Origin of the sequence: Vibrio sp. 10N.286.52.C3, from assembly GCF_041468865.1 — a bacterium.
GTDB classification, from domain to species: Bacteria; Pseudomonadota; Gammaproteobacteria; order Enterobacterales; family Vibrionaceae; genus Vibrio; species Vibrio crassostreae_C.
Map to the genome: position 1 here is coordinate 15424 of NZ_JBFRJM010000054.1, position 25875 is coordinate 41298.

The 25875-nt window shown below is 45.3% G+C and carries 19 protein-coding genes; 9 read left to right on the forward strand and 10 right to left on the reverse strand.

What is annotated here, in order from left to right; genetic code table 11:
* Positions 1 to 254: 254 nt before the first annotated feature.
* Positions 255 to 563, reverse strand: coding sequence for a transcriptional regulator BolA (gene bolA / locus AB4138_RS17005; RefSeq protein ID WP_004737616.1), 309 nt, complete (start codon positions 561 to 563; stop codon positions 255 to 257).
* 174 nt (positions 564 to 737) lie between these two features.
* On the opposite strand from bolA, the gene AB4138_RS17010 reads away from it, so the two are divergent.
* The 4 genes from AB4138_RS17010 (at position 738) to AB4138_RS17025 (ending at position 4485) form a co-directional block, all read left to right on the forward strand.
* Positions 738 to 1889: a methyltransferase gene (locus AB4138_RS17010; protein WP_017068516.1), complete on the forward strand. Its 1152-nt coding sequence runs from the start codon at positions 738 to 740 to the stop codon at positions 1887 to 1889.
* A gap of 66 nt (positions 1890 to 1955) precedes the next feature.
* Positions 1956 to 2525, forward strand: a complete 570-nt coding sequence (locus tag AB4138_RS17015) for a YajG family lipoprotein (RefSeq protein WP_017059907.1) — start codon at positions 1956 to 1958, stop codon at positions 2523 to 2525.
* On the forward strand, positions 2525 to 3073 hold the full coding sequence (locus AB4138_RS17020; RefSeq protein WP_017059906.1) for a peptidylprolyl isomerase: 549 nt from the start codon (positions 2525 to 2527) through the stop codon (positions 3071 to 3073). Before AB4138_RS17015 ends, AB4138_RS17020 begins: the two co-directional genes overlap by 1 nt.
* Positions 3074 to 3126: 53 nt before the next feature.
* Complete coding sequence (locus tag AB4138_RS17025) at positions 3127 to 4485, forward strand: AmpG family muropeptide MFS transporter (RefSeq protein ID WP_372131412.1); 1359 nt, start codon at positions 3127 to 3129, stop codon at positions 4483 to 4485.
* 66 nt (positions 4486 to 4551) lie between these two features.
* Here AB4138_RS17025 and AB4138_RS17030 read toward each other — a convergent pair whose 3' ends face one another.
* Complete coding sequence (locus AB4138_RS17030) at positions 4552 to 5898, reverse strand: DUF4397 domain-containing protein (protein WP_372133001.1); 1347 nt, start codon at positions 5896 to 5898, stop codon at positions 4552 to 4554.
* A 705-nt stretch (positions 5899 to 6603) separates the two neighbouring features.
* Here AB4138_RS17030 and AB4138_RS17035 point away from each other — a divergent pair.
* The 3 genes from AB4138_RS17035 (at position 6604) to csdA (ending at position 9640) form a co-directional block, all read left to right on the forward strand.
* Entirely contained in the window at positions 6604 to 7338 is a 735-nt protein-coding gene (locus tag AB4138_RS17035) for an outer membrane protein OmpK (RefSeq protein ID WP_372050946.1), read from the forward strand.
* 110 nt (positions 7339 to 7448) lie between these two features.
* Entirely contained in the window at positions 7449 to 8369 is a 921-nt protein-coding gene (gene panE, locus AB4138_RS17040) for a 2-dehydropantoate 2-reductase (protein ID WP_372306931.1), read from the forward strand.
* A 59-nt stretch (positions 8370 to 8428) separates the two neighbouring features.
* Positions 8429 to 9640: a cysteine desulfurase CsdA gene (gene csdA, locus AB4138_RS17045; protein WP_372126774.1), complete on the forward strand. Its 1212-nt coding sequence runs from the start codon at positions 8429 to 8431 to the stop codon at positions 9638 to 9640.
* Between the two features lie 69 nt (positions 9641 to 9709).
* Here csdA and csdE read toward each other — a convergent pair whose 3' ends face one another.
* From csdE to AB4138_RS17065, 4 genes are all read right to left on the reverse strand, one after another.
* Positions 9710 to 10138 carry a cysteine desulfurase sulfur acceptor subunit CsdE gene (gene csdE, locus AB4138_RS17050; RefSeq protein ID WP_372306934.1) on the reverse strand — a complete coding sequence of 143 codons (429 nt, stop codon included), beginning with the start codon at positions 10136 to 10138 and terminating at the stop codon, positions 9710 to 9712.
* Positions 10139 to 10175: 37 nt separating this feature from the next.
* The gene (tcdA, locus tag AB4138_RS17055) at positions 10176 to 10985 is read right to left on the reverse strand and encodes a tRNA cyclic N6-threonylcarbamoyladenosine(37) synthase TcdA (protein ID WP_017065783.1); all 810 of its coding nucleotides are present in this window, start codon (positions 10983 to 10985) and stop codon (positions 10176 to 10178) included.
* Positions 10986 to 11098: 113 nt separating this feature from the next.
* On the reverse strand, positions 11099 to 12211 hold the full coding sequence (gene mltA, locus AB4138_RS17060; protein WP_017064192.1) for a murein transglycosylase A: 1113 nt from the start codon (positions 12209 to 12211) through the stop codon (positions 11099 to 11101).
* A gap of 81 nt (positions 12212 to 12292) precedes the next feature.
* On the reverse strand, positions 12293 to 12766 hold the full coding sequence (locus tag AB4138_RS17065) for a DUF2850 domain-containing protein (protein ID WP_017064193.1): 474 nt from the start codon (positions 12764 to 12766) through the stop codon (positions 12293 to 12295).
* 161 nt (positions 12767 to 12927) lie between these two features.
* Here AB4138_RS17065 and argA point away from each other — a divergent pair, with 161 nt between their 5' ends.
* Both argA and AB4138_RS17075 read left to right on the forward strand, forming a co-directional pair.
* On the forward strand, positions 12928 to 14265 hold the full coding sequence (gene argA, locus AB4138_RS17070; RefSeq protein WP_017064194.1) for an amino-acid N-acetyltransferase: 1338 nt from the start codon (positions 12928 to 12930) through the stop codon (positions 14263 to 14265).
* 283 nt (positions 14266 to 14548) lie between these two features.
* Positions 14549 to 14740 carry a hypothetical protein gene (locus AB4138_RS17075; RefSeq protein ID WP_046224581.1) on the forward strand — a complete coding sequence of 64 codons (192 nt, stop codon included), beginning with the start codon at positions 14549 to 14551 and terminating at the stop codon, positions 14738 to 14740.
* Positions 14741 to 14821: 81 nt separating this feature from the next.
* Here the strand turns inward: AB4138_RS17075 and recD are convergent, their stop codons facing one another.
* The 4 genes from recD to AB4138_RS17095 all read right to left on the reverse strand — a co-directional run bounded on the left by recD (position 14822) and on the right by AB4138_RS17095 (position 25688).
* Entirely contained in the window at positions 14822 to 17032 is a 2211-nt protein-coding gene (gene recD, locus AB4138_RS17080; RefSeq protein WP_372111445.1) for an exodeoxyribonuclease V subunit alpha, read from the reverse strand.
* Positions 17032 to 20706, reverse strand: coding sequence for an exodeoxyribonuclease V subunit beta (gene recB / locus AB4138_RS17085; protein ID WP_372306938.1), 3675 nt, complete (start codon positions 20704 to 20706; stop codon positions 17032 to 17034). Before recB ends, recD begins: the two co-directional genes overlap by 1 nt.
* A gap of 409 nt (positions 20707 to 21115) precedes the next feature.
* A complete protein-coding gene (gene recC / locus AB4138_RS17090; RefSeq protein ID WP_372306941.1) occupies positions 21116 to 24610 on the reverse strand; it encodes an exodeoxyribonuclease V subunit gamma in 3495 nt (1164 codons plus the stop codon).
* Positions 24611 to 24737: 127 nt separating this feature from the next.
* Positions 24738 to 25688, reverse strand: a complete 951-nt coding sequence (locus AB4138_RS17095) for a TDT family transporter (protein ID WP_017071043.1) — start codon at positions 25686 to 25688, stop codon at positions 24738 to 24740.
* Between the last annotated feature and the right edge of the window lie 187 nt (positions 25689 to 25875).

The following is a 25875-nucleotide window of genomic DNA, read 5'->3' on the forward strand; positions in this document are numbered from 1 at the left end:
AAAATATGTATAAATTTGACGAGCCGCACAGATAAAATGGCTTTTGAATCGTGTTTTAAACAAGAGGTTAATACTCTGTCACAAACTCATATTTTTCGAGTTATGTTGAAACACTGTTAATAAAAACACTACTCGTTGTGGGTATTTTCAACCGCTCGATTTACCATCAGTTTGAGTGATATAACAACGAAAAACAGATGTATTTGGCAACAAAAAAGGTGGCATCGCCACCTCTTCTATATTCGATTACTCTACTATTTCCCACCGCCCATACACATTGGGCTATCTGGCACGTTATCTAGCTGCTTCAACCATTCATCTTTTGTATAAGTGTGAATGGACAGTGCGTGAATATTGTTCGCAAGCTCTTCTGAAAGAGCTTTATTTACCGCTCGATGACGAGCAATAAGGCGTAAACCTTCAAACGCATCGCTGACAACAATCACTTTAAAATGACTCTCAGAACCGGCCGGAACATTGTGCATATAGCTCTCATTGATCACGTTTAAATGACTTGGTGAAAACTCATTGTGCAATTTTGTTTCGATAACTTCTTGGATCATTGTGATTCCTTTATAACGTATTGGCATTATCCGTGGGGTGAGTATAAACCCTAATAGGTCGAGTGTCCGAGTATTTAATAGCGAATGGCATAGGTTTGGTTGAGTTTTATCTATCTTGTTCAGGCCGCATTTGAGACAATATCTTTGTTATTTCTTACATAAGTATCTCAAGCAATGAAAACCGAACTTACCCTTCACGATAGAACTTTAACCTTACATCGTTTCCCGAAACGTTCAAATGAAACCCTTCAAGCTTGGGATGCGGGCGACGAATACCTGATCAGTCATGTTGAAGAGATGAACCTCGAACCTGGCAAACACATCCTGATCATGAACGACAGCTTCGGTGCCCTATCCGCTTGGTTCTCGAAAGATCATGATGTCACTATGATGAGCGACTCATTTATCTCTCACCGTGGTGCCCTGAAAAACTTGCAGCGCAATCAAAGTAACCGAGTGAACTTCTTGAACACGATGGATGATATCCCACACGGTATCGATCTTGTGATCATGCAGCTGCCAAAAACAAATCGTCACCTAATCTGGCAATTGAGTCAGCTACGCCAAGCATTGCCTGAAGGCTGCCAAGTGATCGGCGTCAACAAGGTAAAAGAGATTCACACCTCTACGCTTAACCTGTTCGAAAAATACCTAGGCGAAACCAAAACATCACTAGCGAAGAAAAAACACCGCTTAGTCTTCTCATCTCCAAACTGCCAGCCAATTCAAACGGTAGAGCCTTTTGTTGAATGGGATGTAGACGGTGAAGATATCCGCCTGAAAAATTTACCAAATGTTTACTCAGGGGAAGCACTCGATCAAGGCGCTCGCTATATGCTAGAGCACATCCCTCAAGATCCTGAGCTACGTCATATCATCGATCTTGGTTGTGGCAACGGTGTATTGAGTGTAAAAGCAGGGCAATTGAACCCACAAGCCCGTATCACCTGTGTGGATGAAAGCTTTATGGCGGTGGAATCGGCGCGCCAAAACGTCAAAGATAACCTTGGTGAAGAAGGCAACTTCCAGTTCATCGCCAACAACTGTTTAGATGGCTTCAAGAAAAACAGCACCTACTTAGTGATGTGTAATCCTCCATTCCATCAGCAACAAGCGATTACGGATCACATTGCGTGGCAAATGTTCTGTGATGCAAAGCATGTTCTAAGCAATGGAGGCAAATTAATTGTTATTGGCAACCGACACCTCGGATACGATGTCAAACTAGCAAGACTATTTGGTGAAGCTAACGTTGAAACGCTTGAACTAAACCAAAAATTTGAGATATTACAAGCAACAAGAGAACCTGCGAATTTTAATAAATAAGCAGAAACGACTTCACAAGAATTTAAGATACCGAGCTTCTGGTGTGAATTTAGAAAGGATAAAGGAATGAAAAAACTGATTTTGGCTGCTTCTATTATGGCTTTGACAGCATGTTCAGCCCCTCAGCAAGAACAGATCAATGTAATGCCAGAAGCTTCACTAAGCTCAAGCAACCTTGTACAAGGCAAAACATACACACTAACCAGTAAAGATGTTCGTGCCGCTCAATATGTTGCATTGGTTGATAGTGGCCGTTCAAACATTCAGCCAATTCACGCTAAGCAAAACATGCGTATTTCTCTAGAAAATGCTGTTGCACAGCAGTTAGAGTCTCAAGGTTTTCGTGCGAGCGTAAACAGTGAAAACTCGATTGTTTTAGAGATTCAAGAAGCACTCGTTACCGTAGAGCACACCATTATGGAAAACAAAATGGACGGTAAAGTAACGCTTGAAGTTACCGCTGAAACGCCTGAAGGCAAACTAGTTAAAACATTCAACGGCACTGCAACACGCACTGGTGCATTGAGTGCATCTAACGACGACATCTCTATGGTTCTTAATGACGTGATCAACTTGGTTCTTACTGAGATCGCTAACGACCAAGAGCTACAAACTTACATGAAGGAACGTTTCTAATGGGTCGTATTTTATCTTCTATCGCATTAATGCTAGTGAGCGTGAGCGTTTGGGCTGGTCCTAAAGTAAACGTGGAAACAACATTAGGCGACTTCACTATTGAGCTTAACCAAGAACAAGCACCGGTTAGTGCGGAGAACTTCCTAAAATACGTTGCTGACGGCAGCTACGAAGGCACTATCTTCCACCGTGTTATTCCTGGCTTTATGGCTCAAGGTGGCGGCTTCGATCAAGAGATGAATCAACAAGCAACTTACGCTCCTATCAAGAATGAAGGCAGCAATGGCTTGAAGAACGATACAGCAACAATCGCGATGGCTCGTACTAATGCGCCAGATTCTGCAACTCGTCAGTTCTTCATTAACTTCTCTGATAATGACTTCTTGAACGCAAAAGGTAGCAACCCAGGCTACGCTGTATTCGGCAAAGTAACTGAAGGTTTTGATGTTGTTCAAAAGATGGCAACGATTCCAACCAAGCGAATGGGCCGCATGTCAGACATACCAGTTGACCCAATCGTCATCACTAAAGTGACCCTTCTTAAGTAATCCAATCTAACGCCCTTATTTCTTAAGGGCGTTTTTCTACACAAGGACGCCCTATGTCATCAGGCACTCCCTCTCTTTCTTGGATGCAGACTTTCCGCAGCTACCTAGATAAACGCCTACTTTGGGTGTTTATGCTCGGCTGTTCGAGTGGCTTCCCATGGGTTCTTATTGGATCCAATATGTCTGGTTGGCTAAAAGATGCAGGTTTAACGCGTGCTGCCATCGGCTACTTTGGCAGTGTGTTTGCCGTGTATGCGATTAACTTTCTATGGGCACCATTGGTAGACCGAGTAAAACTGCCGGTGCTTCACGCAATACTCGGCCAGCGACGCAGTTGGATCTTTTTCTGCCAATCCATTGTTTTAATCGGTACCTTATTCATCGCAGGCGTCAATCCCGCAGAGAACTTGGCGTTTACTTCAATGTTGGCGCTCGCTATTGCCATTGCCTCAGCCACGCAAGACATCGCGATTGATGCATTTCGTATTGATACCTTCCCAAAATCCGAAGCATCAAAACTGCCGCAAGCTTCTGCAATGGCCGTAATTGGTTGGTGGACGGGGTATTCTCTACCAGGCTACCTTGCCTTTATTAACGCAGACTCAATCGGTTGGAATGGCGTGTATTACGGAATGGCAGGCGTCGTTATCGTACTAATGCTGTTTACTCTTTTTGTCGGAGAGCCAAATACACAACGCGAAGCCCTGCAAGAACAGGCTCAGCAACGCCACAATAAGGTTGTCGGTTCGAAAGTCGTGGCTTGGTTCAGTGTTACCGTGTTAGAACCGTTTTATGACTTCTTCAAACGAAACGGAGTTCAAGTTGCCATCACCCTACTGCTGTTCGTATTCCTGTTTAAGATAGGTGAGGCCTTCTTAGGCAGAATGTCGATTCCCTTCTATAAAGAGATCGGCTTTAGCAATGAACAAATCGGCCACTACTCCAAGTTAATTGGTTGGGGTGCGACGATATTCTTCACTTTGGTAGGCAGTGTCTTCAATGTGAAATTCGGTATTGTACGCGGACTGATGATCGGCGGTGTGGCAATGGCGGCCAGTAATCTAATGTTTGCGTGGATCGCTCACACTGGCCCGAGTGAAACCTTGTTCTTGGCAACCATCATTGTCGATAACTTTACAACTGCGTTTTCAACCGTAGCGTTTGTCTCTTTCTTAACACTATTAACCGGGCAGGCCTTCTCTGCAACCCAATATGCATTACTCGCATCCTTGGGTAACTTCGGTCGAACAACACTGGCTTCATTTAGTGGTGAATTGGTCGATTACCTCAATGATTGGTCAACCTTCTTTATACTGACCGCACTTATGGTGATTCCAAGTTTGATCATGCTCTACTCGTTACGCCACTTTTTCACGGATTTATTAGAGAAAGCCAAAACTAACCAAGAATAGAGTCAAAGAAAACAAATAAGAAGAGGGTAGCATTGATCTACCCTCTTCTACGTTCTGTCTTCAGATCTAGTCTGTTGTTTCACTGACAATTAGGTTAAAACCCGTACCCATCGAATCATCAATCGCCACGACTTGATACACCACACCATCAGCTAAGGTTGCGGGCGCAGAGTCGATAGCCACAACTGACGGCTGACCCGCTACAGTAATCGTCACAAAGTAAGACCCCGCCGCAACATAAATGCCATTCGCATAATCTCTGAATTTCACATCACTTAGCGCCGGAGTGCTACCAGAGATCCCCGCGTTTTCTGTTAAGTAGATATCCACCGATGCCGCAATTGGGTTAGCAGCGGCGTGGGTAATGTTTAACACCGCACTGGTCGCAACCGGACGACGGTTTTCAGGAACAACCAAAGGTTCCAAATTCAGTGGACTTACTGTCCCTACCGCATAGATGCTGTAATCCATGCCAGCAAATACAGCTAATCCATCAACATCAATAAATGACGGAGACGTCGTTCCCGTTTCGTATATATCAATATCATAACTGTCTGCTGCTAAATCTAAGAAACCGCGAATTTCTTTAAACATTAAACCATCAAGAGGAGCAAACTTAGCAGAATTAACAAATACATCTACAGCTGGTGCGCCATCGACCAAATGCCCGACTCTTACTTCGGCAGTTTCTGCCATGTCGTATATTAACGATGATCCACTACCGTCCATCACCATCAACTTCACCGGAGATACACTGTTTGAGTCAGCTCTTGGTACCGCTGCAATAGTTAGCTCGCTACCGCCAGAAAGAGTGATTTCTCCAGAGTCAAAAGCAATAGCACTACCGCTCACGGTTTCTAATCTCACTCGGTATTGCCCTTCTGGGATATTGAGTACGTCAGTAAAGTCCTTATAACCGAGAGTACCAAGCGGAGCGCCCAATGGATCACTAGGACCAGTGACATACAGATTTACATCGCCAACACCTGTTGCCGCGTGTACTACTTGCACATCTAGGCTTGAACTTGTTGCCGTTCCTGCAGCAGGGCGAGTAACAACCAAAGCCTCTACAGGATTGTTGAATCCATCGGCGTCGCCTACAACCATCACGGTGTAATCTAATTCACCGCTTAAATCGAATTGGCTTGGAGAAATAACAGTAGCAACAGCGTCACCTGGGAGTTGAACATCGACTTGAAGAGTTGTCTGTCCTTGATCTACTGAGGCGTATCCGGATGCCTGAGCATAATCGACACCGCTCCAACGAGCCTGGCTATTGACTAAAACGTTAGCTAAAGGCGCATCTGGCGATGCATGTACAGCTTGTAGTTGAGTTGTTGGTTCATCGTCATCATCACACCCAACAATGAAAAGGGCTGATATCGCTACAGCGAGTATAGGTGAATATTTCATCGGTCTTCTCTCCAAAAAAGTTAGACCAGTTCGTCACACAAATGATTAGTCCAATAACTAATCTTTAAAAAGTATTTCAAAATCTAGTGCAGTGAACTGTCTTTAATTCTCCGTGATTCAAAAAGTAGCTAGGTTCAAATCCCTAGGCAGTCATCACATGAGTTGTCCATCAATTGATTCCAACTCCACTACGCTGTTGGTCAAAAATAGATCAAAGACGAGATTAAGAGGTGGTTTGAATGAGTCATTTTTTAAGAGAAAACGCTTAGAAAAGAATACTGTTGATTTTGATATGCATATCACTCTATTTAGTAGAATCGTTTGCTTAGAGCGGTTATTCACCAATTTATCTACAAAATAATCCAATTTCACAAAATCAATAGAATTAGAAGTGCATCAAGATGCATTGATACATTAAAGTTCCATCATTTAGATCGTTAGTGTGATCAAGCTCACTATAATAATTATAGTTTTCACTCTGTCTCACTTTTATTTGAGAGCAAAATCGCTATTATGCTCGGCATTCGGACATACAAACACGCACGGATTAGCGGGTTACTTATTTTAAACATAGAGAGTTCCATTATGCGTAAATCACTTTTAACTCTTGGCCTACTTGCAGCAGCATCTGCTCCAGTAATGGCAGCTGACTATACTGACGGCGATACTCACAAGAACGATTACAAATGGATGCAGTTCAACCTAATGGGCGCATTCGACGAGCTACCAGGTGAATCTTCACACGACTACATTGAAATGGAGTTTGGTGGCCGTTCAGGAATTTGGGAATTATATGGTTACGTTGATTTCTTTAATGTTCTAAATAATGACAGCAGTGACAAAGCTGGTTCTGACCGTATCTTTGCAAAATTTGCACCTCGTATGTCTCTAGATGGCCTTACAGGTAAAGACCTGTCTTTTGGCCCAGTAAAAGAGCTATACATCGCGAACCAAACTGTAATCAATGGCGGCGCTGAGTACTCTTTCGAGACTACTGAATTAGACCAAGACGGTAATCCTGTAGTTAAGTCCAATGAGCCTCTTTACCAAACATTCATTGGTCTTGGTTCTGATGTAGAAGTGCCATGGTTAGGTAAAGTTGGTCTAAACCTATACGGTATGTACGATCTAAACGCTAAAGACTGGAATGGTTACCAAATTTCAGCTAACTGGTTCAAACCATTCTACTTCTTCGAAAATGGTTCATTTGTATCTTATCAAGGTTACATTGATTACCAATTTGGTGTTAACGATGATTTCGCTGCATTGAACTCTTCTCATGGTGGTCAAATGTACAACGGTCTTTACTGGCATAGCGATCGTTTTGCTCTAGGTTACGGTCTAAAAGCTTACAACGACGTATACGGCCTTAAAGATGGCGGTTTAGCTGGCAAAACTTCTGGCTTTGCTCATTACGTAGCAGCTACTTACAAGTTCTAATTGAACTTCTAAGAAAGTTTCCTAAATGGCACCCTCGGGTGCCATTTTTTATTGCTTTCATTTAATGCCTCGCTATCCTTGCAGCATCACTTTCTTATCTCGGTATTGCTGTGAACATCACTATTGTTGGGCCAGGGGCCATCGGCTCTTTATGGGCAATAAAACTACTTCAAGCTGGTCATAATGTCTCTTTGTGGAGTCGTTCCACTGATAACTCAATTGACTTATCACTTGATGGACAAGCTTCCCTTTCCTTCAGTAACAACAATATCGAAAAGCTATCAGCGAGTGACTTGGTTATTTTCACGGTCAAGGCTTGGCAAGTAGAAGAAGCCACCACTCCGTTACTTCAATATCTCGACTCTGACACCATTCTCATGTTCATGCATAACGGAATGGGCGCGGTCGACAACATTGCCACTCAAATTAATGCTCACCCGATAGTATTGGCAACCACGACCCAAGCAGCATTCAAACCTGATCGTAATAGTGTATCTCATACAGGAATAGGACAAACCCAGTTGGGTGCTTTTAACCAAACGGGTCAACAGTGCACGTTTTTGGTTGATGTATTGGATGATGCTCTCCCCACTGTGAGTTGGAACCCACAAATAGAAACCGCGCTTTGGGCTAAACTCGCCATCAATTGTGCTATCAATCCACTTACTGGGTTGGAACAAATCAAGAATGGTGAACTTGCAGACCAAAGGTTTGAGGGTATTTTAAGTTCTATCGTTGAAGAGCTCACACAAGTTATGCAGGCCGAAGAGATCGCTTGTTCATTCGACGGATTAGAAGCAAGTGTCAAGCAGGTCATCCAAGCCACGGCGCAGAACAACTCATCCATGAAGCAGGATATGTTTTACCAACGCAAGACAGAGATCGACTTCATCACTGGACACCTAATAAAAACAGCGCTTAAACATCAGATAGAAGTTCCTGTTAACCAAAAGCTGTTTGCTCAAGTCAAAGAGCAAGAAAAGCGCTGGGATCATGAATATTCGTCAGCAACGCTTAACAAGTCGCGATAAAATAACAAGACCGCTCAGCATAATGCTAGCACCCACTTTCAAGATTTAGGTAAGAACAGATGTTTGATATCAATCACATCCGAGAGCAGTTTCCTGCGCTATCCCAAACCATCAATCAACAACCGTTGATTTACTTAGACAGCGCGGCGACGACACAGAAGCCTCAGGTGGTTATTGATGCCATTAGCCAATATTACTCGAAGCAGAATGCCAATGTGCACCGTGGTAGCCATAGCTTAACTGCCCATGCTACCAGTCAATTTGAAGCCGCTAGAGACAAGGTCGCCCAGTTTATTGGTGCTTCGTCTTCAAAAGAGATCATCTGGACTCGCGGTGCTACCGAAGCGCTTAATCTTATCGCTCAAACCTACGCCAGAAGCACCCTTAAGCCCGGCGATGAGATCTTAGTCAGCGAAATGGAGCATCACGCCAACATCGTGCCTTGGCAAATTGTGGCAGAACAAACCGGGGCTAAAGTCGTTAAAGTACCGATGACATCGGATTGTGAATTTGACCTAGTCGCGTTTGATACGCTTTTAAATGAACGAACCAAGATTGTTGCATTAGCTCAGATAACCAACGTGACGGGTTCTCGTCAGCCGATTGAAGCCGTCATAGAAAAAGCACACAAGATGAATGCGATTGTTGTGGTCGATGGTGCGCAAGGCATCGTTCATGAGTCAGTTGATGTTGCTGCTTTAGGTGCAGATTTCTACGTTTTCTCAGGTCACAAGCTCTATGCCCCTGCGGGTATCGGTGTGCTTTACGGCAAGCTTGAATTGCTCAAAGCGATGCCACCTTGGCATGGCGGTGGCAAAATGGTCGAGCGCGTCTCTTTCTCTGGCACTACTTTTTCAGAACTGCCTGGCAAATTCGAAGCGGGCACGCCAAATGTGGCAGGGGCCATAGCACTAAGCACCGCAATAGAATGGTTAAGTGGTTTTGTACAACAAGATGTCGAAAATCATATCCACCAACTACAACACGAGACTTATCTTGCGCTCAGTAAACTGGATGACATTCAGATTTTAGGGTATCAACCTAACGCAAGTGTGATTACTTTTGTGATGGATGGTGTTCACCATCAAGATATAGCGACTCTACTGGATCAGCAAGGTATCGCAGTACGTGCAGGACATCATTGTGCTCACCCATTAATGGATGCACTTAATGTGAAAGGAACGGTTCGAATTTCATTTGGTATTTACAACACCATGGAGGATGTTGAAAAACTCATCGCGGCAATAGAAAAAGCCGTTGATATGCTTTAGGGAGTAGCGAAATTACTTAGGGTTGGCGTTTAACGTCAACCCTTTTTGCTTCTGTGTATCAAGGAGATATTAAGCACTTAGCTCTTGGATTTGAGCAACAATCGCTTTTAATCCATTACCGCGAGATGGGCTAAGGTGGGTAATTAGACCGATTTGTTCAAAGTAACCATCAATATCGAACGCTTGAACCTGCTCTGATGTTTTTCCATCATACGCAGCCATCACTAATGCAATCAGACCGCGCACAATACGAGCATCAGAATCAGCATAAAAGTGCCAAACACCGTCGATATTTTGAGAAACCAACCACACTTGGCTTTCACAGCCAGAGACCATCACCTGCTCACTTTTCAGTTCATCAGGCATCGTTGGCAGTTTCTTACCCCATTGAATCACTTGGCGATAACGGTCTTCCCAGCCGCTGAATGTCTGCATCTTCGCGACGATATCATCACTGGTAATTTCAGTGCCGAATGGAGAGCTTGGGAATGTGGTCATTTTAATATCCAGTCGATTGTTAATTGAGTAAAAGACGTTACTTAGCGTGCTTTTGAATCAGCTTTTCAACGATACGCGAAACAGCTACAAAACCAAACGTCGCCGTTACAACTGTTGCCGCACCAAAACCCGTCGCACAATCCATACGTTTTGGACCTTCTGCTGTCGCTTTCGCAGCACAGACACTGCCGTCAGCTTGAGGGTATTTCAGCTGTTCAGTTGAGAACACACAATCGATACCAAACTTACGTGCTGGATTCTTAGGGAAATTATGATGACGACGAAGGGTATCTTTTAGCTTCTTCGCGAGCGGATCTTGAATCGTCTTCGTCAGATCAGCCACTTTGATTTGAGTCGGATCGATTTGACCACCCGCACCACCAGTGGTGATCACCTTAATTTTGTTGCTACGACAATATGCCAACAGTGAAGCCTTAGCTTTCATGCTATCAATCGCATCTAACACAAAGTCGAACTCTTTCGACAGGTATTCAGCCTGATTGTCTGGGCCGATGAAGTCGTCAACCAAGTTAACTTTACACTCAGGGTTAATCAGCTTAACGCGCTCTGCCATCACTTCAATTTTGCTTTTACCAACGTTACCCGACATTGCGTGGATCTGACGGTTGATGTTGGTCACACACACATCATCCATATCGATCAAAGTCAGCTCACCTAAACCAGTACGAGCAAGCGCTTCAACCGCCCATGAACCTACACCGCCAATACCGATCACACACACGTGTGCTGCTCTAAGTATGTCGACTTCACTATTGCCATATAGGCGACGGGTGCCACCAAATCGTTGGTCATAGTTTTCTGAAGCTGGAGTGGTCAATTCACGCATTGTTGCCGCCAATTTATTTCTGAGAAAAAGAAAAGAGTGCGTTTTATACGCACTCTTGAATAAAAAGTCTAGGGGATTAGCGATTCGCTTTCAATGCCCTATTTTATTGTAGCTTACTCAACCTTTTCAGGAGGCAAAGCCCAAGGCGCTTCAGTTGCGCTGCCATCTAAACCGAGCTTCCACACACGACCAAAATGCTTGTAATGGCCCGCTTCTGTACCCGCTCGAGGGCCCATGCCGTGGTAAAGGTCCAAATGGTTTTGCTTAACCGCGCCGCCCGTATCCAAAACCAATAGCAGTCTTAGTTGATGAGCGCCGCTCCAAGTACCATCAGCATTCAGTAGTGGAACCTCAGCAAGAATCGGCGTCCCCATAGGCAAGATAGAGCGATCGCCCGCAACCGCCGCCATAGGCAATAGAGGAATGCCCGCGCTACCCATCACAGATAGGTCGTCTCTCGCTTCAAAAAACACGAAAGATGGGTTTTGCTCAAGCAGCTCTTTGACCACTTCAGGATCGTTTGCCAATACCCACTCTTTGATTGCTTTTAGCGACATTTTTTCGCGTGGAACTAAGCCTCGTTCAATCAGAACACGGCCAATGCTCACATAAGCTTTATTGTTCTTACCCGCGTAGGCGAAATACTGCAGCGTGTCATCATCACCGAAGTGTACAAATCCACTGCCCTGTACTTCCATCATAAATGGGTCGATACGGTTTGCTGAGTAACCTAACTCAAGGCCCTGACCTTCTAGTGCGCCGTTGTAAATCTCTTGGCGTGTTGGACACTCTTTACCACACTCAGGAAGCCCGTAAACAGGGTAACGATATTCTTCATTCGCTTCGTGGCGCAGCTCCATCACAGGAGAAAAGTAGCCCGTGAACAAAACATTGCCTTGTTTATCACCACCACCTAGTTGAGCGGTTTGAACGCCAAAATTCGCTAGCTCGCTTGGATCTCCACTCAACATCGCCCACTCATTGAGTTGTTGATAAAGCGGCTCATAGATTTTAGCCATCGAAGGGGATTTAGAAACCACCATCTCAGCTTGTTCTGCAAATGCGGTGTAGTCTCTTGGTTTATTGGATTCAACCTGATCGACCTTATTCAAGGTGCGAGGAAATTCGTCATCAAGGTGTTGCTGAGCAAGATCAGTGGGTTGAGCACAGCCAAATAACAAAGAGGCAGCGACAAGGGGAAGCCATTTTTTAATCACAAGAGTCATCCTAAAAATTCTATGCATCGAGGATGACAAAAACAGTCAGATAACACAATCTTAGATTGTAAGAGTTTACAAGAAGATAACCTATCGGACGGAGTTATCGATATGGCCCTTAAGGCGGAAGATGGGATTGTAGTGACTGTCAGAATCGAGCACCATTTCTGTATTGTCAGAATTGGTCATGCGGAAGCGATAGGTTTTATCACCCGCCTTGTATTCAAAGTAGTTTCCATCAAAGTCAAAGCTCGTCGAAACAACAGACCCACGAACTGACACACCATTAGCATTCAGAACAAACTCATCGGTCGCATAATGTGCAACATCTTGCTCTATCCAAGTGCCGTATATCAGATTGTCGGGCGTCGCCGCATTTTGCACTCGGGAAAGCACATCGCCGAACAAAGAAACCACCGCAAACGAACCCACTAAGGCTAGAACCATTAAACAACGTTCAATGATCTTACGCTTCAACTTAGATTGATTGCGCTGATCAGCTTCGCTGTAGAGACCTTTGGTTATCTCATCGATTTTGTTCTTTGTTGCTGGAGCTTGTTGCATTCGGTGACTACTCATAAGGATGCTATGCGCATTCTACACTGAGACAGTTTATATATTGAAGCCTAGATAAGAATAGTTTGCGCTTTATTCCAAAAAGGTGTTGTTTACATTTGAATTTAAATGCTAAATTATCGAATAAATAAACAAAATGGACTTGTTCTGTGAAATTAAGAAGTACAGCGCTAGTAAAAGGTTTCAGACAATCAACCCCTTACGTAAATGCTCACCGTGGCAAAACCATGGTCATTATGCTGGGAGGCGAAGCCGTTGCCGACAGGAACTTTGGTAACATTATTAGTGATATAGCCTTGCTCCACAGCCTTGGAGTAAAGATTGTTCTCGTTCACGGGGCAAGACCGCAGATCAACCAATTGCTTGCCAAGCAAGATTGCCATACGCCTTATCACAAGAATATTAGGGTCACTGATGAATATTCTTTGGGCGTCGCTATGCAGGCTGCTGGACAGCTTCAACTTGCCATCACCGCACGCCTCTCAATGAGCTTAAACAACACGCCGATGGCAGGCACTCAACTCAATGTTATGAGTGGCAACTTCATTACGGCTCAACCGCTTGGCGTGGATGACGGTACGGATTATTGCCACAGCGGGCGTATTCGTCGAATCGATATCGAAGGGATCAATCGCACGCTTGACCAAGGTTCAATTGTACTGCTTGGCCCTATTGCCAGCTCCGTGACAGGCGAAAGCTTTAACCTACTTTCTGAAGAGGTCGCTACCCAAGTTGCTATTCGTCTAAAGGCCGACAAGCTGATTGGCTTCTGCTCCGAACAAGGGGTAACAGATGAACGCGGTAACGTGCTCGCCGAACTCTTCCCTAAAGATGCCAAGCAAATTCTGGAACGATTAACGGAATCTCAAAATCCTGCCGAAGACATGAGCACAGGAACACTGCGCTTCTTGAAAGGAGCGATCTCCGCTTGTCGAGCTGGTGTGCCTCGTTGTCATCTAATCAGCTACAAGGTAGATGGCGCATTAATCCAAGAGTTGTTCTCTTTTGACGGTATTGGAACCCAAGTGGTCATGGCTAGTGCCGAGCAAGTAAGACAAGCTCAGATCGACGATATTGGCGGCATCTTTGACCTTATTCGCCCTCTTGAAGAACAAGGCATCTTAGTGCGCCGCTCTCGAGAACAGCTAGAGCAAGAAATCCACCGATTTACCATTATCGAAAAAGACGGACTGATTATTGGTTGCGCTGCACTATATGCGTATCCGGAAGATCACATGGCAGAGATGGCGTGTGTGGCGATTCATCCTGATTATCGTGATGGCAACCGCGGGCAAATATTACTGGACTACATGCGTCATCAATCGAAGTCTCGTGATATCGACCAAATTTTCGTTTTAACCACACATAGCCTGCATTGGTTCCGTGAACAAGGGTTTTACGAGATCGGAGTTGATGAGCTACCGATGGAAAAACAGGGGCTGTACAACTATCAACGTAACTCAAAAATCTTAGCGTTAAATGTGTAAATAAAGTTTTGGACTAAAATCTCACTTCAAAGGAAAAATAATTGCAAATGTAATCGTTTTCTATATGAGATTTATTAACTATGCACTTTCACTCACACGTATAATTGTATAGAATTTAGACGCTTTAATAATCTTAACAAATGTTTTTATTGGAATTGCCATCTCGATAGTCATGTCGAACTCATTGAGGTGGTCACTGCACGGATTGCTATACCCGTTGACGGCCAGCACGCTAACATTAGCTCTGCTCGTTAATATAAACAGCAAAAAGAGCAATATTGATATGAGAACCATTGTTTGTAACTCGCTGCAAAGTTTTTGGGATATGGCTGATAACCAATTCTTAGAAGGGCTAGACGTACACTGCGTGTTCCCTGTTAGCGAGAATCTAAAAGAGTTTATTTTGAATTGCCAAGCAAAGTACAAGATAAACCACATATCGTTTACTCGAGCGTTTTTAGGCTCTGATTCCTAATAACGCTCAAAGCAACCAAGGATGGTTGCTTTGTGTTTATCTAGCCCTAAGTTCAAAACCTTCTCTAGCCGTCCATAACGACTAATTCGTTAAGCGACTGCCTAAACCACTCACTCGCTCTGTTTTCACCTTAATCCCACGCTTCAACACATTTGTATCGCTGAACATCATCAGTCGTTTCTTCGCACGTGTAATACCTGTATAGATAAGCTCTCGCGTTAAAATAGGGCTGAAATCTGGCGGCAAGATCATTAAGGTCAGATCAAATTCACTACCCTGAGATTTGTGTATTGTCATTGCATAAGCCGTTTCATGATCGGGCACTCGGCTTGGTAGCACAGCTTTTACGCTGCCATCGGGCAACTCAAAATAGACCTTCAAACGAGGGGTTAAGTCAGGTTGACTAGAACCCGCCTCAAGCATACAGATACCAATATCACCATTGTACAAACCCAAGCCATGATCATTTCGCGTCACCATAACAGGACGTCCGTGATACCACAGCTCATCATTATGAGGGCTCACCAAACGCCTTGCGGCCAGTGCTCTTTCAATTCTGTGGTTGAGGCCTTTAACACCAAAATCCCCTTCACGAATGGAACACAACAGTCGGCATTGGCTGAACAAATCGAGTACCGATTTCGCTCTCGCTTCTTGAGTTTCTAACTCTTCCAACGGCACATTCATTCTATTGAGGTACGCACCATACTCGTTAACCAAAGTACGCAGCATCAGGTTATAGCTGTCACTCGACAGAGGGTGGTTTTCGATATCGCCAAAATCTTTGGCAAACACTTGGTCTACTTGATTCGCAGAACCATTATTGATTGCTTTTGCCAGCTGACCGATACCGGAGCGCGCATCGAAACGATAACTCTTCTGCAGCATACACAAGCTATCCGCAATCGCAGGCGGATTCACCGCTCCAGCTTTGTCTTGTCTTGGTTTAGCTATCGCATCAAAACCTGTCATCTCTGCAATCAAATTGCCTTGCGCTGTGCTGTACCCTGCAGAGTTGAATGAACAGATATCACCGAGCACAGCACCTGCCTCTACTGAAGCGAGTTGGTCTTTATCACCCAATAAGATGAGCCTTGCGTGCTCAGGAAGTGCATCCACCAGCTTATACATCATCGACAGATCAACCATTGAAGCTTCATCCACTACCAAGATATCAAGGTGGAGTGGATTGCGTCGGTTATGTCTAAACTCAGCACGGTTAGGAATCGCGCCGAGTAATCGATGTAACGTGCTCGATTCAGTTGGTATGTTGGCCTTCACTTCAGGCGCTAATGGCAGCTGCTCAATCGCTTTACCAATCGACTCGGTTAAACGCGCCGCCGCTTTACCCGTTGGTGCCACTAGCTTAATCGTTGGCGTTTTACCTTGGCTGAGCGATTGCTCGATCATCGCCGACAGTAATTTGGTTACTGTGGTCGTTTTACCGGTACCCGGCCCACCGGAAATCACCGCAAAGCGACGACTCAGCGCCACCGCGGCTGCCACTTTTTGCCAGTTCAAACATGCCGATAACGGCACCAAGTCGTCCAACACATCTAAGTCCGTTACCTGCTTAGCTTGTACAATCGCTTGGTCGATTGATCCCCAATCTAAAGCCTGCTCATTCACAATATCAAGATGGTCACACACCAATTGTTGACGTAATACCTGAGACGTTTGTTGGCTTGCTTCAGCCTTGGCTAAGGCGTTAAACAGAAAATGATAGCTACGTGCAAAAAGCAGATTGAGCGTTTCAGTCAGCGCTTTTTTCTGCTCAGTATTGAACTCTACCGGCTTACTTAAACGGTTTAAGGTCTCAGCCAACACAACTTCGTAGTTCCAATAACGCTGTAAATAGACACGCTGCCCATCGAACATTAGAGGCTTAACACAATCGTTGGTCGTTCCCACTAAGTTTGATGATTGAAGCACAGCCACCCAATCAATACCCAACAGTTTTTGGTTCAATTGCAGTGCAGTTTCACCGTATAACCCAAGTAACTGAGCAAGATCTGCCGCTAGTTCAGGGCCTGTCGTATGCTGCTGTATAAGCTGAGTACAAATGTGTCCTTTGCCTAATTCATGGCTCACTACCCCCGCGAGAAAGCCGATCTCTTGAGGGTAGCTCGTGGCTTGCTGAGCAAGAAAACGGGCAAATTGATAATCCAACTGACGAATAGAACCCTTATCCGCAAGAAACTGGAGTACATCCATCAGTTGCTCAGGAATAAGTGAAACTGGCTTTGCTGTGTTCGCAGTATCTATGCCGGTATTAGTGGTCGTTGTTGTCATTATAAAAGCCCCATCTGTCCAGTTTCATCGTCATTCAATTGTGCCGAACGTCTGTCTATCACTTTACCGTCAATCAATTGATCCATTTCATCAAGTAAAGCCAGTGTTGGTTTCGCCGAGAAAATACCTTGCTGAGATTGGCCGTCCATTCCTCGTAAGAACAAGTAGTACACGCCACCAAAATGTTGTTCGTAGCTGTAATTGGCAACGCGGCTGCGTAAGAAACGGTGCAACGCCAATGCATAGATTTGATATTGCAAATCATAGCGATGGTCGGCCATCGCCGATTTCAATGCCTCGCCATGGTAGACAGCAACATCATCTCCTAAGTGATTCGATTTCCAGTCGAGTACATAGTATTTACCTTGGTGCTCAAACACCAAATCGATGAAGCCTTTCAACATACCTTGCACGGTTTGGAAACCTAGATCGCCCGCTTTGGCTGACAATGGATCGTGATATTGAATGGTTTGATTCAGTTCAGATGCAGCCAATACTTCGATCGGCAGTAAGAATTCCATCTCAACTAAACGTTGCGTCGAGTCTTTCTCGCTTAGCTTTAAGTTCTTGCCGTCTAATGCGGTGTTCAGCACTGTATCGACCAGTTGCTGAAGCACAGGTAGCCACTCTAATTCATATTGCTCTGATTCTAATAAGTGAGTGATTACTTGCGTGTTATGTTCACTGGTTGCTGGCTCGGTAAATTCAACCTCCTCAAACAAGGTGTGTAAGAAAGTACCTGGGCGAGCACCACGAGGGAACGTAAAGATAGAGCGTTCAGGCTCAATCAACTCAGACTCATCCTGCTCATCAGCCGAGTCAATATCAAAACCAGACACCTCAATGGTCGCGTCATGACTCGCACCGTGACTGCCCTGTTTGACAAGCCCCGAGTAACTGGTGATACGCCAAGCTCGGTCAATTGAAGCCTTAAGTTCACTGGCCTGTAAGTCGTCACTCACTTGCTCTGTTTGCACAAAAATTTGTTCGTGAGCGGTAGGTGTTTCGGCTAACAGCACACTGGAATTCTTACCCTCAATAGCCGATAGAGCTTGATGCAACTCGGCGATGCCTTGCTCTTGTCCGTTTTGAACCAAATAGCCCATGGCACTCAAGTGCACGCCGGTCGGCTCTTTGGTTGAACGCCCTTTACGTAGCGGTGCCATGCCAATAAAACATCCATAAACAGCACGAGTCAGCGCCACGTAAATCAAACGTAAGTCTTCCGCCAATCGCTCTTTGTCGGCTTGCGCTAAGGCACTATCGCTACCCGTAATATCAAGTACCGTGGTATCTGAGTCATGGTCGTAGAACTTGCCTTCGCTCGCTTCTCGGTAACTCGCGACAAATGGGAGGAATACAAGGTCATATTCCAAGCCTTTCGATTTATGAATGGTAACGATTTGAACCAAGTTTCTTTCTGATTCAAGGCGTTGAATGTCGTCGTCACTGCCACCTAAACCATTTTGTGCATCGGAAATCGCTTCTGCTAGCCAACGCAACAAGCCATAGTCACTGTCGAGTTCTTGTCTTGCTTGTTGCAACAATTCGCCAATGTGCATTAAATCAGTGAGTGAGCGCTCACCATTTTCTTCTTCCAGTAAGCGTTCCGCGAGATGTCGTTTACTGATCACGCTGCGAAGCATTGGCAACACGCCGCGCTGAAGCCACAACTTACGATATTCTCTAAACTCGTTAACGACGTTTTCCCACACCACTTCATCGTTGTTGAGTTCATCCAATGATGCGGCATCCAGAGCAAACAACTCCGACGCTAAACTGGCGCGTAATGCTCGGTCATTTTCAGGTGTCAGCACCGCCTGCAACAAACGTTGAATATCTTGTGCGACCAAGCTGGTGAACACACTGTCTCGGTTGGATAAATACACGCTCGCAATGCCTTGTTCCGACAACGCGTTCTTAATCAGACGACCTTCACTACCGGTTCGAACCAAAACAGCAATATCACCCGCATTCACGGCATGTTGTTTTTTGCCGTTATCAAAATAGGCTTGTTGATTTTGAGAAGCGGTCAGAATAGTTTGAATTTGACTCGCGGTCGCTTCTGCCATTGCCTTGTGATATTCGCCTTTAGGTAGTGGCTTATCTTCTGCTTCTTGTAACCAAAAGGTCAGTGCGTGCTGAGTTTCTCCGTTCATCACCCATTGGCGTTTGTCGGCCGATGGACTGGCAGCAACGGGCAAAAATGGAATGTCTTGATCGTAGATAAACGGGCTGTCCGAATTCATAAACACTTGGTTTACTGCACTGACCATATCGGCACTTGAGCGCCAGTTAGTGCCTAAGGTGTAGTGAGCACTAACTTGGTTTCTCGCCTTGATATAGGTAAAGATATCTGCGCCACGGAAGCCATAAATCGCCTGCTTTGGGTCACCGATCATAAACAAGCCGCACTGCGGATTATCAAGATAGATTCGGCTAAAAATACTGTATTGCAGTGGGTCGGTATCCTGAAATTCATCGATCATCGCCACCGGGTAGAGCGTGCGAATCCTTTCCACCAGCAGTGACTGCTCATCGACATCGATCGACGCAGATAACTGGGTCAGTAGGTCATCAAACGACAACCACTGCTTTTGCTGTTTCGCCTTGGCGAGCATAGTTCGACAATGAGTAATCGCATGCGCCAGCAATGGAGCTTTTAGATCTACAGGAGAATTTAAGAAATTCTCAATAGCCTCAAACACCGCGTGCTGAGGCGCGGTGCCTTTTGGTGTTTTTTCAATTAACGTTGCTTGTGAGAACTTCTCTAGTTTATCTGGAAACTGGTAATCATGAGTGTCGCTCTGCGCCCATGCTGTCACAGCTTCTAACCATGTCGGCAGAGATTTCTTAGTGTAGCTACGTTTGTTCACATCCGAAGCAGAGATCAAAGCCAAAAAGTCCGCTTCGGATTCACACCATAGCGCTTTAAGTTGCTTCACTTTATCTAGGTTTTGGTTGTGCAGAGTTTGCAGGTCGCCCGACATCGCATCTACCGTCAATTTCAGCGGAGATCCTGTCAGATAACGATTTACGTCTGCTAATAACGCAGCCGGTGAACCCCAAATATTACGAACCTCACCAGCCAGTTGAGTCGGCAGCGGGTAAAACTGCTTACGCCAGTAGTCAGCAACCACTTGCGCTTTTAGGTGACTTTCATCGGTCACAAATTCATTATCAAAGCGGCTTCCAGACTCGAAGGCATTTTGAGTCAACATACGCTGACAGAAGCCGTGAATGGTGTAGACCGCCGCTTCATCCATTTGCCTTTCGGCATTGAGCAGTGTTTTCGCAGCGCCTGCGTGGTCTTCGATCTCTTGCAACAGAGGCGCAATCACTGGGTCATCACTTTGCCCGCGAGCAAACGCAATGCGTGCATCATGGATTCGTGCACGGATACGATCTCGCAGCTCTGCGGTTGCCGCTTCGGTAAAAGTCACCACCAGAATTTGATCTACGGTAAGTGGCTCATGATGTCGGGTAGCTTCTGTAAGCTCTCCTGTTGGTGCTGCCGTGCCGTGTCCGAGCAGTAAGCGTAAGTACAAGCCAGCGATAGTAAATGTTTTACCAGTACCCGCCGATGCTTCAATTAAACGCGCGCCATGAAGTGGAAACGTCATGGTATTGAGTGTCTGTGGAGCAATTACCTGAACACTGCTTGTGGTCGTCATGCCTTACTGCCTTCTGATAAATATGTTGTTACAAATGTGACCTAGCGTGGAAAACGTCATTCAATTTACGTCCTACGCTGATTTGTTAATAGTTAGTGCGATCTCTCTCACGGATCAATTCGGATCGCCTCGCTACTATGCGCCCACGAGTTCAGGAGCGCGTACGAGTTTTGTACTTTACGGCGTTACTTTGAACCACAGAATAATGGTCCCTCTGACCTGTGGCCGTACAGCGAACGCCCTACACTAATAATGATTTACTGGCGGCCACTTTATTTCCTGTACCTTGCTTCTATTCACCTTGATTCCCTTCATCTTGAAAGCAAGCGTACCAAACGCTTACCAGCGACTCTCTTTTGTCTTTCATTAATTCAGCGCACTCGCTATTGATCTTGTCGATCACAGCCACCTACTCCTGATCTTCCAGATCTTCCAGATCTTCCAGATCGGCAGCAGCCAACCTTGCCGCCTGTAGCACAAGCGTTGAATACATACGCGACTCAGTAGCCAATTCATCGTCCCATTTAGACCAGATTCGTGAGATGTAGGTATCTCTACCCTCGCCCGTGAAGGCGAAGCTGTCATTAAAGGTATCGGCCATTTTCTTGAGTGACTTTTCTTCATCATCGACCCACTTACCACGGCTAAAGCCCGCTTCAACACCAGCTAATGCCGTTTTCGGGAAGTATGGCAATGGTGCAGTCATACCTTGATAAAACAGTCGTACTAACTCAGCTAATATACTCTTCGCTTGCTGCGCATCGCCGATAGGTTGTAGCGTTTGGTGAACCACGCCCTCTTTTCTGTCATAGCCAATAATATGGGTCGTTTTTCCGTGTCCCATAACAGCGCAGGATAGATGATCAATCCACGCAGCCAAGTAATCTTGAGAGCGTATTTTGCCGCTACGGAAACGCACTAGACCTGATTGATAGTTTTGAGTTAACCACCCCATCAAGCGAACAGGCTTACCTTCGCCTAACACGTCAAACTCGATATTCACTTCGAGATCTTGCTGCGGTGATCCGCTCACAAATCTAATCTCTTTGGCTAAGTCTTCCGCTTGAACACGGTTGGTTTCAAATTCGATGTCACCGAAGGCGCCGACCGGTAATCGACCTTGGGCTTTTTGCTCAGAGACAAACAGTCGCACCGCTTCGTCTGCGCCTTCTGGGTGGTCCAGCAACACTTGCAGCAGCGCATCTTTAAGCTGGAAGCTTTCTAAGCCATTAAGCACGAACGGCTCGTCGTCTTCCATTACCGGAAGCGGTGGCTCAAACACGACTTTTAGACGGCGATTAAAGAAGTATTGCACCGGCAAACGCCAGAAACGCTGTAGCTCAACCAAATCGAGTTCTAACGGATAGCTCGCACCAAGCAAATAGTCATCCAAAGCGCGATTGAATTCACCACTGCGCTCACCAGAACGATTTGCCGCAGGAAGCCATTCTTTGGCGTAGCTCAATACATGACCTGCATCACCTTGCGTAAAGGCTGCTGGGCTAAATGGTGTCATGGTGTGTTCAAAGCTGATTGCTTGAGTCAGTTTGATACCAGAATCATCACTTGGTAACGCTTGATCTGCACTTAGGCAGTAGTTCTGGTGGCAGTACTCAATCAACTCAGAAACCAATACCGACGGTACTCGCTCAGTATTATCTTGAATCGAACGGCCGACATAGCTGATGTATAAACACTCTTGTGCTGACAGCATTGCTTCTAGGAATAGATAACGGTCATCATCACGACGAGAACGATCACCAGGTCGAGTGCGCCCGTTCATCAGGTCAAAACCTTCTGGCGGCATTGAGCGAGGGTAAACCCCATCATTCATGCCTAACAAACAGACGGTTTTGAACGGAATAGAACGCATCGGCATCAAGGTACAAAAGTTAACTTGTCCCGCTAAGAAACGCTGACTTATACGGGCGCCCGACAGTTTATTATTTAAGTACTGATAGATGATACTCGGCGACAACTCTTGCTCATACAAGGCATCATCAAGCTGTTCATTCAGTTGTGAAAGTGCATCACGAATCGACTTAAGCACCACCTCACCTTCCAGCTCAACCGCAAAAAAATCATCAATCATTTGCAGCAAGGTTTCACGCCACATATCGATTGATTGGGTTTCAGTTAGTCGTTGGCGGTAATGAGCGATACGGTCAATAAAGTGCGCTAACTTACCCGCAAGTTCGGCGTTAATACCCTGAACTTCGTTATAAGCCGCAATCGGAGAATGTTCAGTTTCAAACAAGCCCGCAGAGTCTGACATCGCATAGCCCAGTAACATACGCTGAATACCAAATAGCCAGGTATTTTGCTCAGTCTCAGGTAGATCAAATTCTGTTGCAGTTGAAGCATCAACCCCCCAACGAATGCCCGCCTCTTCAACCCATTGCTTGGCTTGCTCGAATTGAAACTCGTCAATACCAAAGCGTGCCATCATCGCAGGAATTTCTAACAGCTCTAGCAACTCAGAGGCTAAACAGCGCGTGTTCGGTAGCGCGACCAATTGCATGAAAGCGGTCAGAATTGGGCTTTCTTGGTCTGCAGTTCTATCAGAGATCGAGTAAGGGATATAACGCTCACCCGGAGCATTACCAAATACCGCCTGAATCGCTGGGCTATAAGCATTAATGTCAGACACCATCACGATGATATCGCGTGGTTTCAGGGTCGGGTCGGCATCAAACATCGCCAATAGCTGGTCATGAAGAACTTCCACCTCACGCATTGGGCTGTGACACGCATGTACAGTCAGTGAACGATCGCCAAGCTCAACCACCTGTTTATGATTGCTGGAATCTAAGATGTGATCAACTTGATGTTCTTCTAGCTGGAGAATATCGGCTTGCAATTGATGGAGCAGGCTGTCTCTCTCTACATCAATAAAGAACTCGTGCTCTTCACTGTCTGATTGAGATAGCAAAAACAGGTTATCTCTGCCCAATTTACCCATAGACGCCAACAAGCTATTACCGACAGCTTGGCTAGTATGCAGTTCATCTTCAACGTTGGCTTCAATGCCATCTTTCAAAGGTGATACTTCACCTTCTAGCTGAGGTAAACCATCAACCAACGCAAACTGCTTACGACGCTGCGCTTCAACTCTTGCCAAGTATTTACGATCGCGAATATCGCCCCAATAATGTTGGCAAGGGTTGGTAAACATCAAATGAACATCAATCTGCTCACCAAGTGCTTTCAACGCGTCCATATAACGAGGAGGCAGCGAAGAGATACCAAACACAAACAGGCGCTTAGGTAAGTGTTGTAGCTGACCTTGTTGATTGGCTAACGCTTCAATAAAGTCGTGATACAAGTTACCACGGTGATACTTCGATTGGTCTTGAGACAGGGTTTGCTCATAGAGTGTCTTCCACAAAATTGGCTGCCAAGGATGTTCTTGTTGCCCCCCATCATCAATTAACTCGGCAACGGGCTCTCCCGCTTCCCACATCGCCATCCACTCCGGTCGATACACCAAGTAACCATCGAAGATGTCGGCAATTTTCTCTGCCAATTGGTACAACTTCGAATCATCTTCGTCGTTTTCAAGGTAGCGTTGTAGAGGTAAAAAATCAGGGTGGTCAAGCTTAGCGGGTAACAAACTCATCAGCTTCCATGTCATCGCTTCCTTGTTAAAAGCACTGCGTTTAGGTACATCAGGAAGCACTTGGGTAAACATATCCCAAATGAAGGTTGCTGGAAGAGGAAAGTCTATATTTGCTGCTACACCAAACTCTTTGGCGAGTTCCATCTTAAGCCATTGAGACATACCTGGGCTCTGAACCAAGATCTGCTCTTTTTCGAAAGGGTTGGCTAAAGGATCACTTTTGATTAAATGAACGAGAAGGATTTTTAAAGTATCGACTTTATTGGAATGGTAAACAGTAAACAAAGTGCACTCACGCTAATCTTGCCACAATATAAAGCCAGATTAGCATAAGTGCCGAGTTTGGATTAGGAATATAAGCTTATGAAATACTGAAAACTTAAGCTCCGTTTATCTTTTGAACTATTGCTTCTTACAATCTACTGCCTACCGCGCTTAGAACACGGTGAGGTTTGTAATTCATGTAATAACGAACCGCCACATAACCCACTACAAACGTTGCCACAATCAATTCTAGATACGCTAGGCCAAACACTTGATTGATGTAATGCGCTTCAATACCTTGTGCTTGCATCCACGCAGCCAGTTTGAACAAGGCTGTTGCACCAATCACGATTGGGAAGGTAAACGCTGCATAACCAGGGCTAAATGGAAGACGAAGTAGTTTGAAAAACGCCATATAGATAATGAACGTCATCAACACTGCAATACCAAATAGTAAACCAATGATCACAGGTGAAGGGTTAGCAGTAACGGTTAAGTAACCCGCCAAAGATAGGCTTGCCGGTGCTGCCATAATCGCAATCGTTGGTTTTGCAGCATCTGGCACTTCGTGAGAGAAGATCAAACGGTAAACCATGATTGGTAGCATTACTGCGTAAACCAATAAGCCGAATACCAAAGTCGCGTTAGCTACTGGCTCTAAAACTGGATTACCTGAGAAAGAGACGTCAGCGACGATAATACCGATCGGTGGCACAAACCAGCTTGGCACCATGTGGTGAATCTCAAAGTTTTTAGCTCTGTGGTACAAAAAGCTCGTTAGAAACACAACATGCAAAGCCACAGAAGCCAACCACATAGCTTCTTGTAAGAATTGAGAGATTGGCGCCAAAGACGCTGACACCACCATGCACCCCATTGCAAATGTTGGTACCACACTGCCGACAACAGGGTGAGCAAGATCTTCACGCAATAGGTGACCATGAATCAAAAATTTCACAGCTAAAACAAGAAGTAATACCGCCGCAATGCCAGCACTGATCCACTGCACCAAACCCGGTGTGTGTAAGATACCTTGTGCGACTAGAACACCATCCCAACACCAGCCTAAGCTTGCAATTGCGAGTGCTAACCCTGCCATGGGAGTTGGAGCTCCTGTTAATCTATATTTAATACGTTGAATCATGTCAGCCTCTCTTAAACCTAATTCACTAAACTTGTGAACTCATCAGCTTGTTGAAGCCATAATACGCTTGCGCTTCGTTAAACAATATCCAATTATATATAACAAGTGTTCATCAATACTGAACAGAATCCATTTTCACCAG

What these genes read in the sequence shown, in the direction of transcription:
- AB4138_RS17025 (WP_372131412.1), top strand. Translation starts at nt 3,127, where the DNA reads ATGTCATCAGGCACTCCCTCTCTTTCTTGGATGCAGACTTTCCGCAGC.
- AB4138_RS17065 (WP_017064193.1), bottom strand. Translation starts at nt 12,766, where the DNA reads ATGCAACAAGCTCCAGCAACAAAGAACAAAATCGATGAGATAACCAAA.
- AB4138_RS17095 (WP_017071043.1), bottom strand. Translation starts at nt 25,688, where the DNA reads ATGGCAGGGTTAGCACTCGCAATTGCAAGCTTAGGCTGGTGTTGGGAT.
- recD (WP_372111445.1), bottom strand. Translation starts at nt 17,032, where the DNA reads ATGACAACAACGACCACTAATACCGGCATAGATACTGCGAACACAGCA.
- AB4138_RS17010 (WP_017068516.1), top strand. Translation starts at nt 738, where the DNA reads ATGAAAACCGAACTTACCCTTCACGATAGAACTTTAACCTTACATCGT.
- AB4138_RS17035 (WP_372050946.1), top strand. Translation starts at nt 6,604, where the DNA reads ATGGGCGCATTCGACGAGCTACCAGGTGAATCTTCACACGACTACATT.
- AB4138_RS17030 (WP_372133001.1), bottom strand. Translation starts at nt 5,898, where the DNA reads ATGAAATATTCACCTATACTCGCTGTAGCGATATCAGCCCTTTTCATT.
- recB (WP_372306938.1), bottom strand. Translation starts at nt 20,706, where the DNA reads ATGACGACCACAAGCAGTGTTCAGGTAATTGCTCCACAGACACTCAAT.
- bolA (WP_004737616.1), bottom strand. Translation starts at nt 563, where the DNA reads ATGATCCAAGAAGTTATCGAAACAAAATTGCACAATGAGTTTTCACCA.
- csdA (WP_372126774.1), top strand. Translation starts at nt 8,429, where the DNA reads ATGTTTGATATCAATCACATCCGAGAGCAGTTTCCTGCGCTATCCCAA.
- tcdA (WP_017065783.1), bottom strand. Translation starts at nt 10,985, where the DNA reads ATGCGTGAATTGACCACTCCAGCTTCAGAAAACTATGACCAACGATTT.
- mltA (WP_017064192.1), bottom strand. Translation starts at nt 12,211, where the DNA reads ATGACTCTTGTGATTAAAAAATGGCTTCCCCTTGTCGCTGCCTCTTTG.
- csdE (WP_372306934.1), bottom strand. Translation starts at nt 10,138, where the DNA reads ATGACCACATTCCCAAGCTCTCCATTCGGCACTGAAATTACCAGTGAT.
- AB4138_RS17075 (WP_046224581.1), top strand. Translation starts at nt 14,549, where the DNA reads ATGAGAACCATTGTTTGTAACTCGCTGCAAAGTTTTTGGGATATGGCT.
- AB4138_RS17015 (WP_017059907.1), top strand. Translation starts at nt 1,956, where the DNA reads ATGAAAAAACTGATTTTGGCTGCTTCTATTATGGCTTTGACAGCATGT.
- AB4138_RS17020 (WP_017059906.1), top strand. Translation starts at nt 2,525, where the DNA reads ATGGGTCGTATTTTATCTTCTATCGCATTAATGCTAGTGAGCGTGAGC.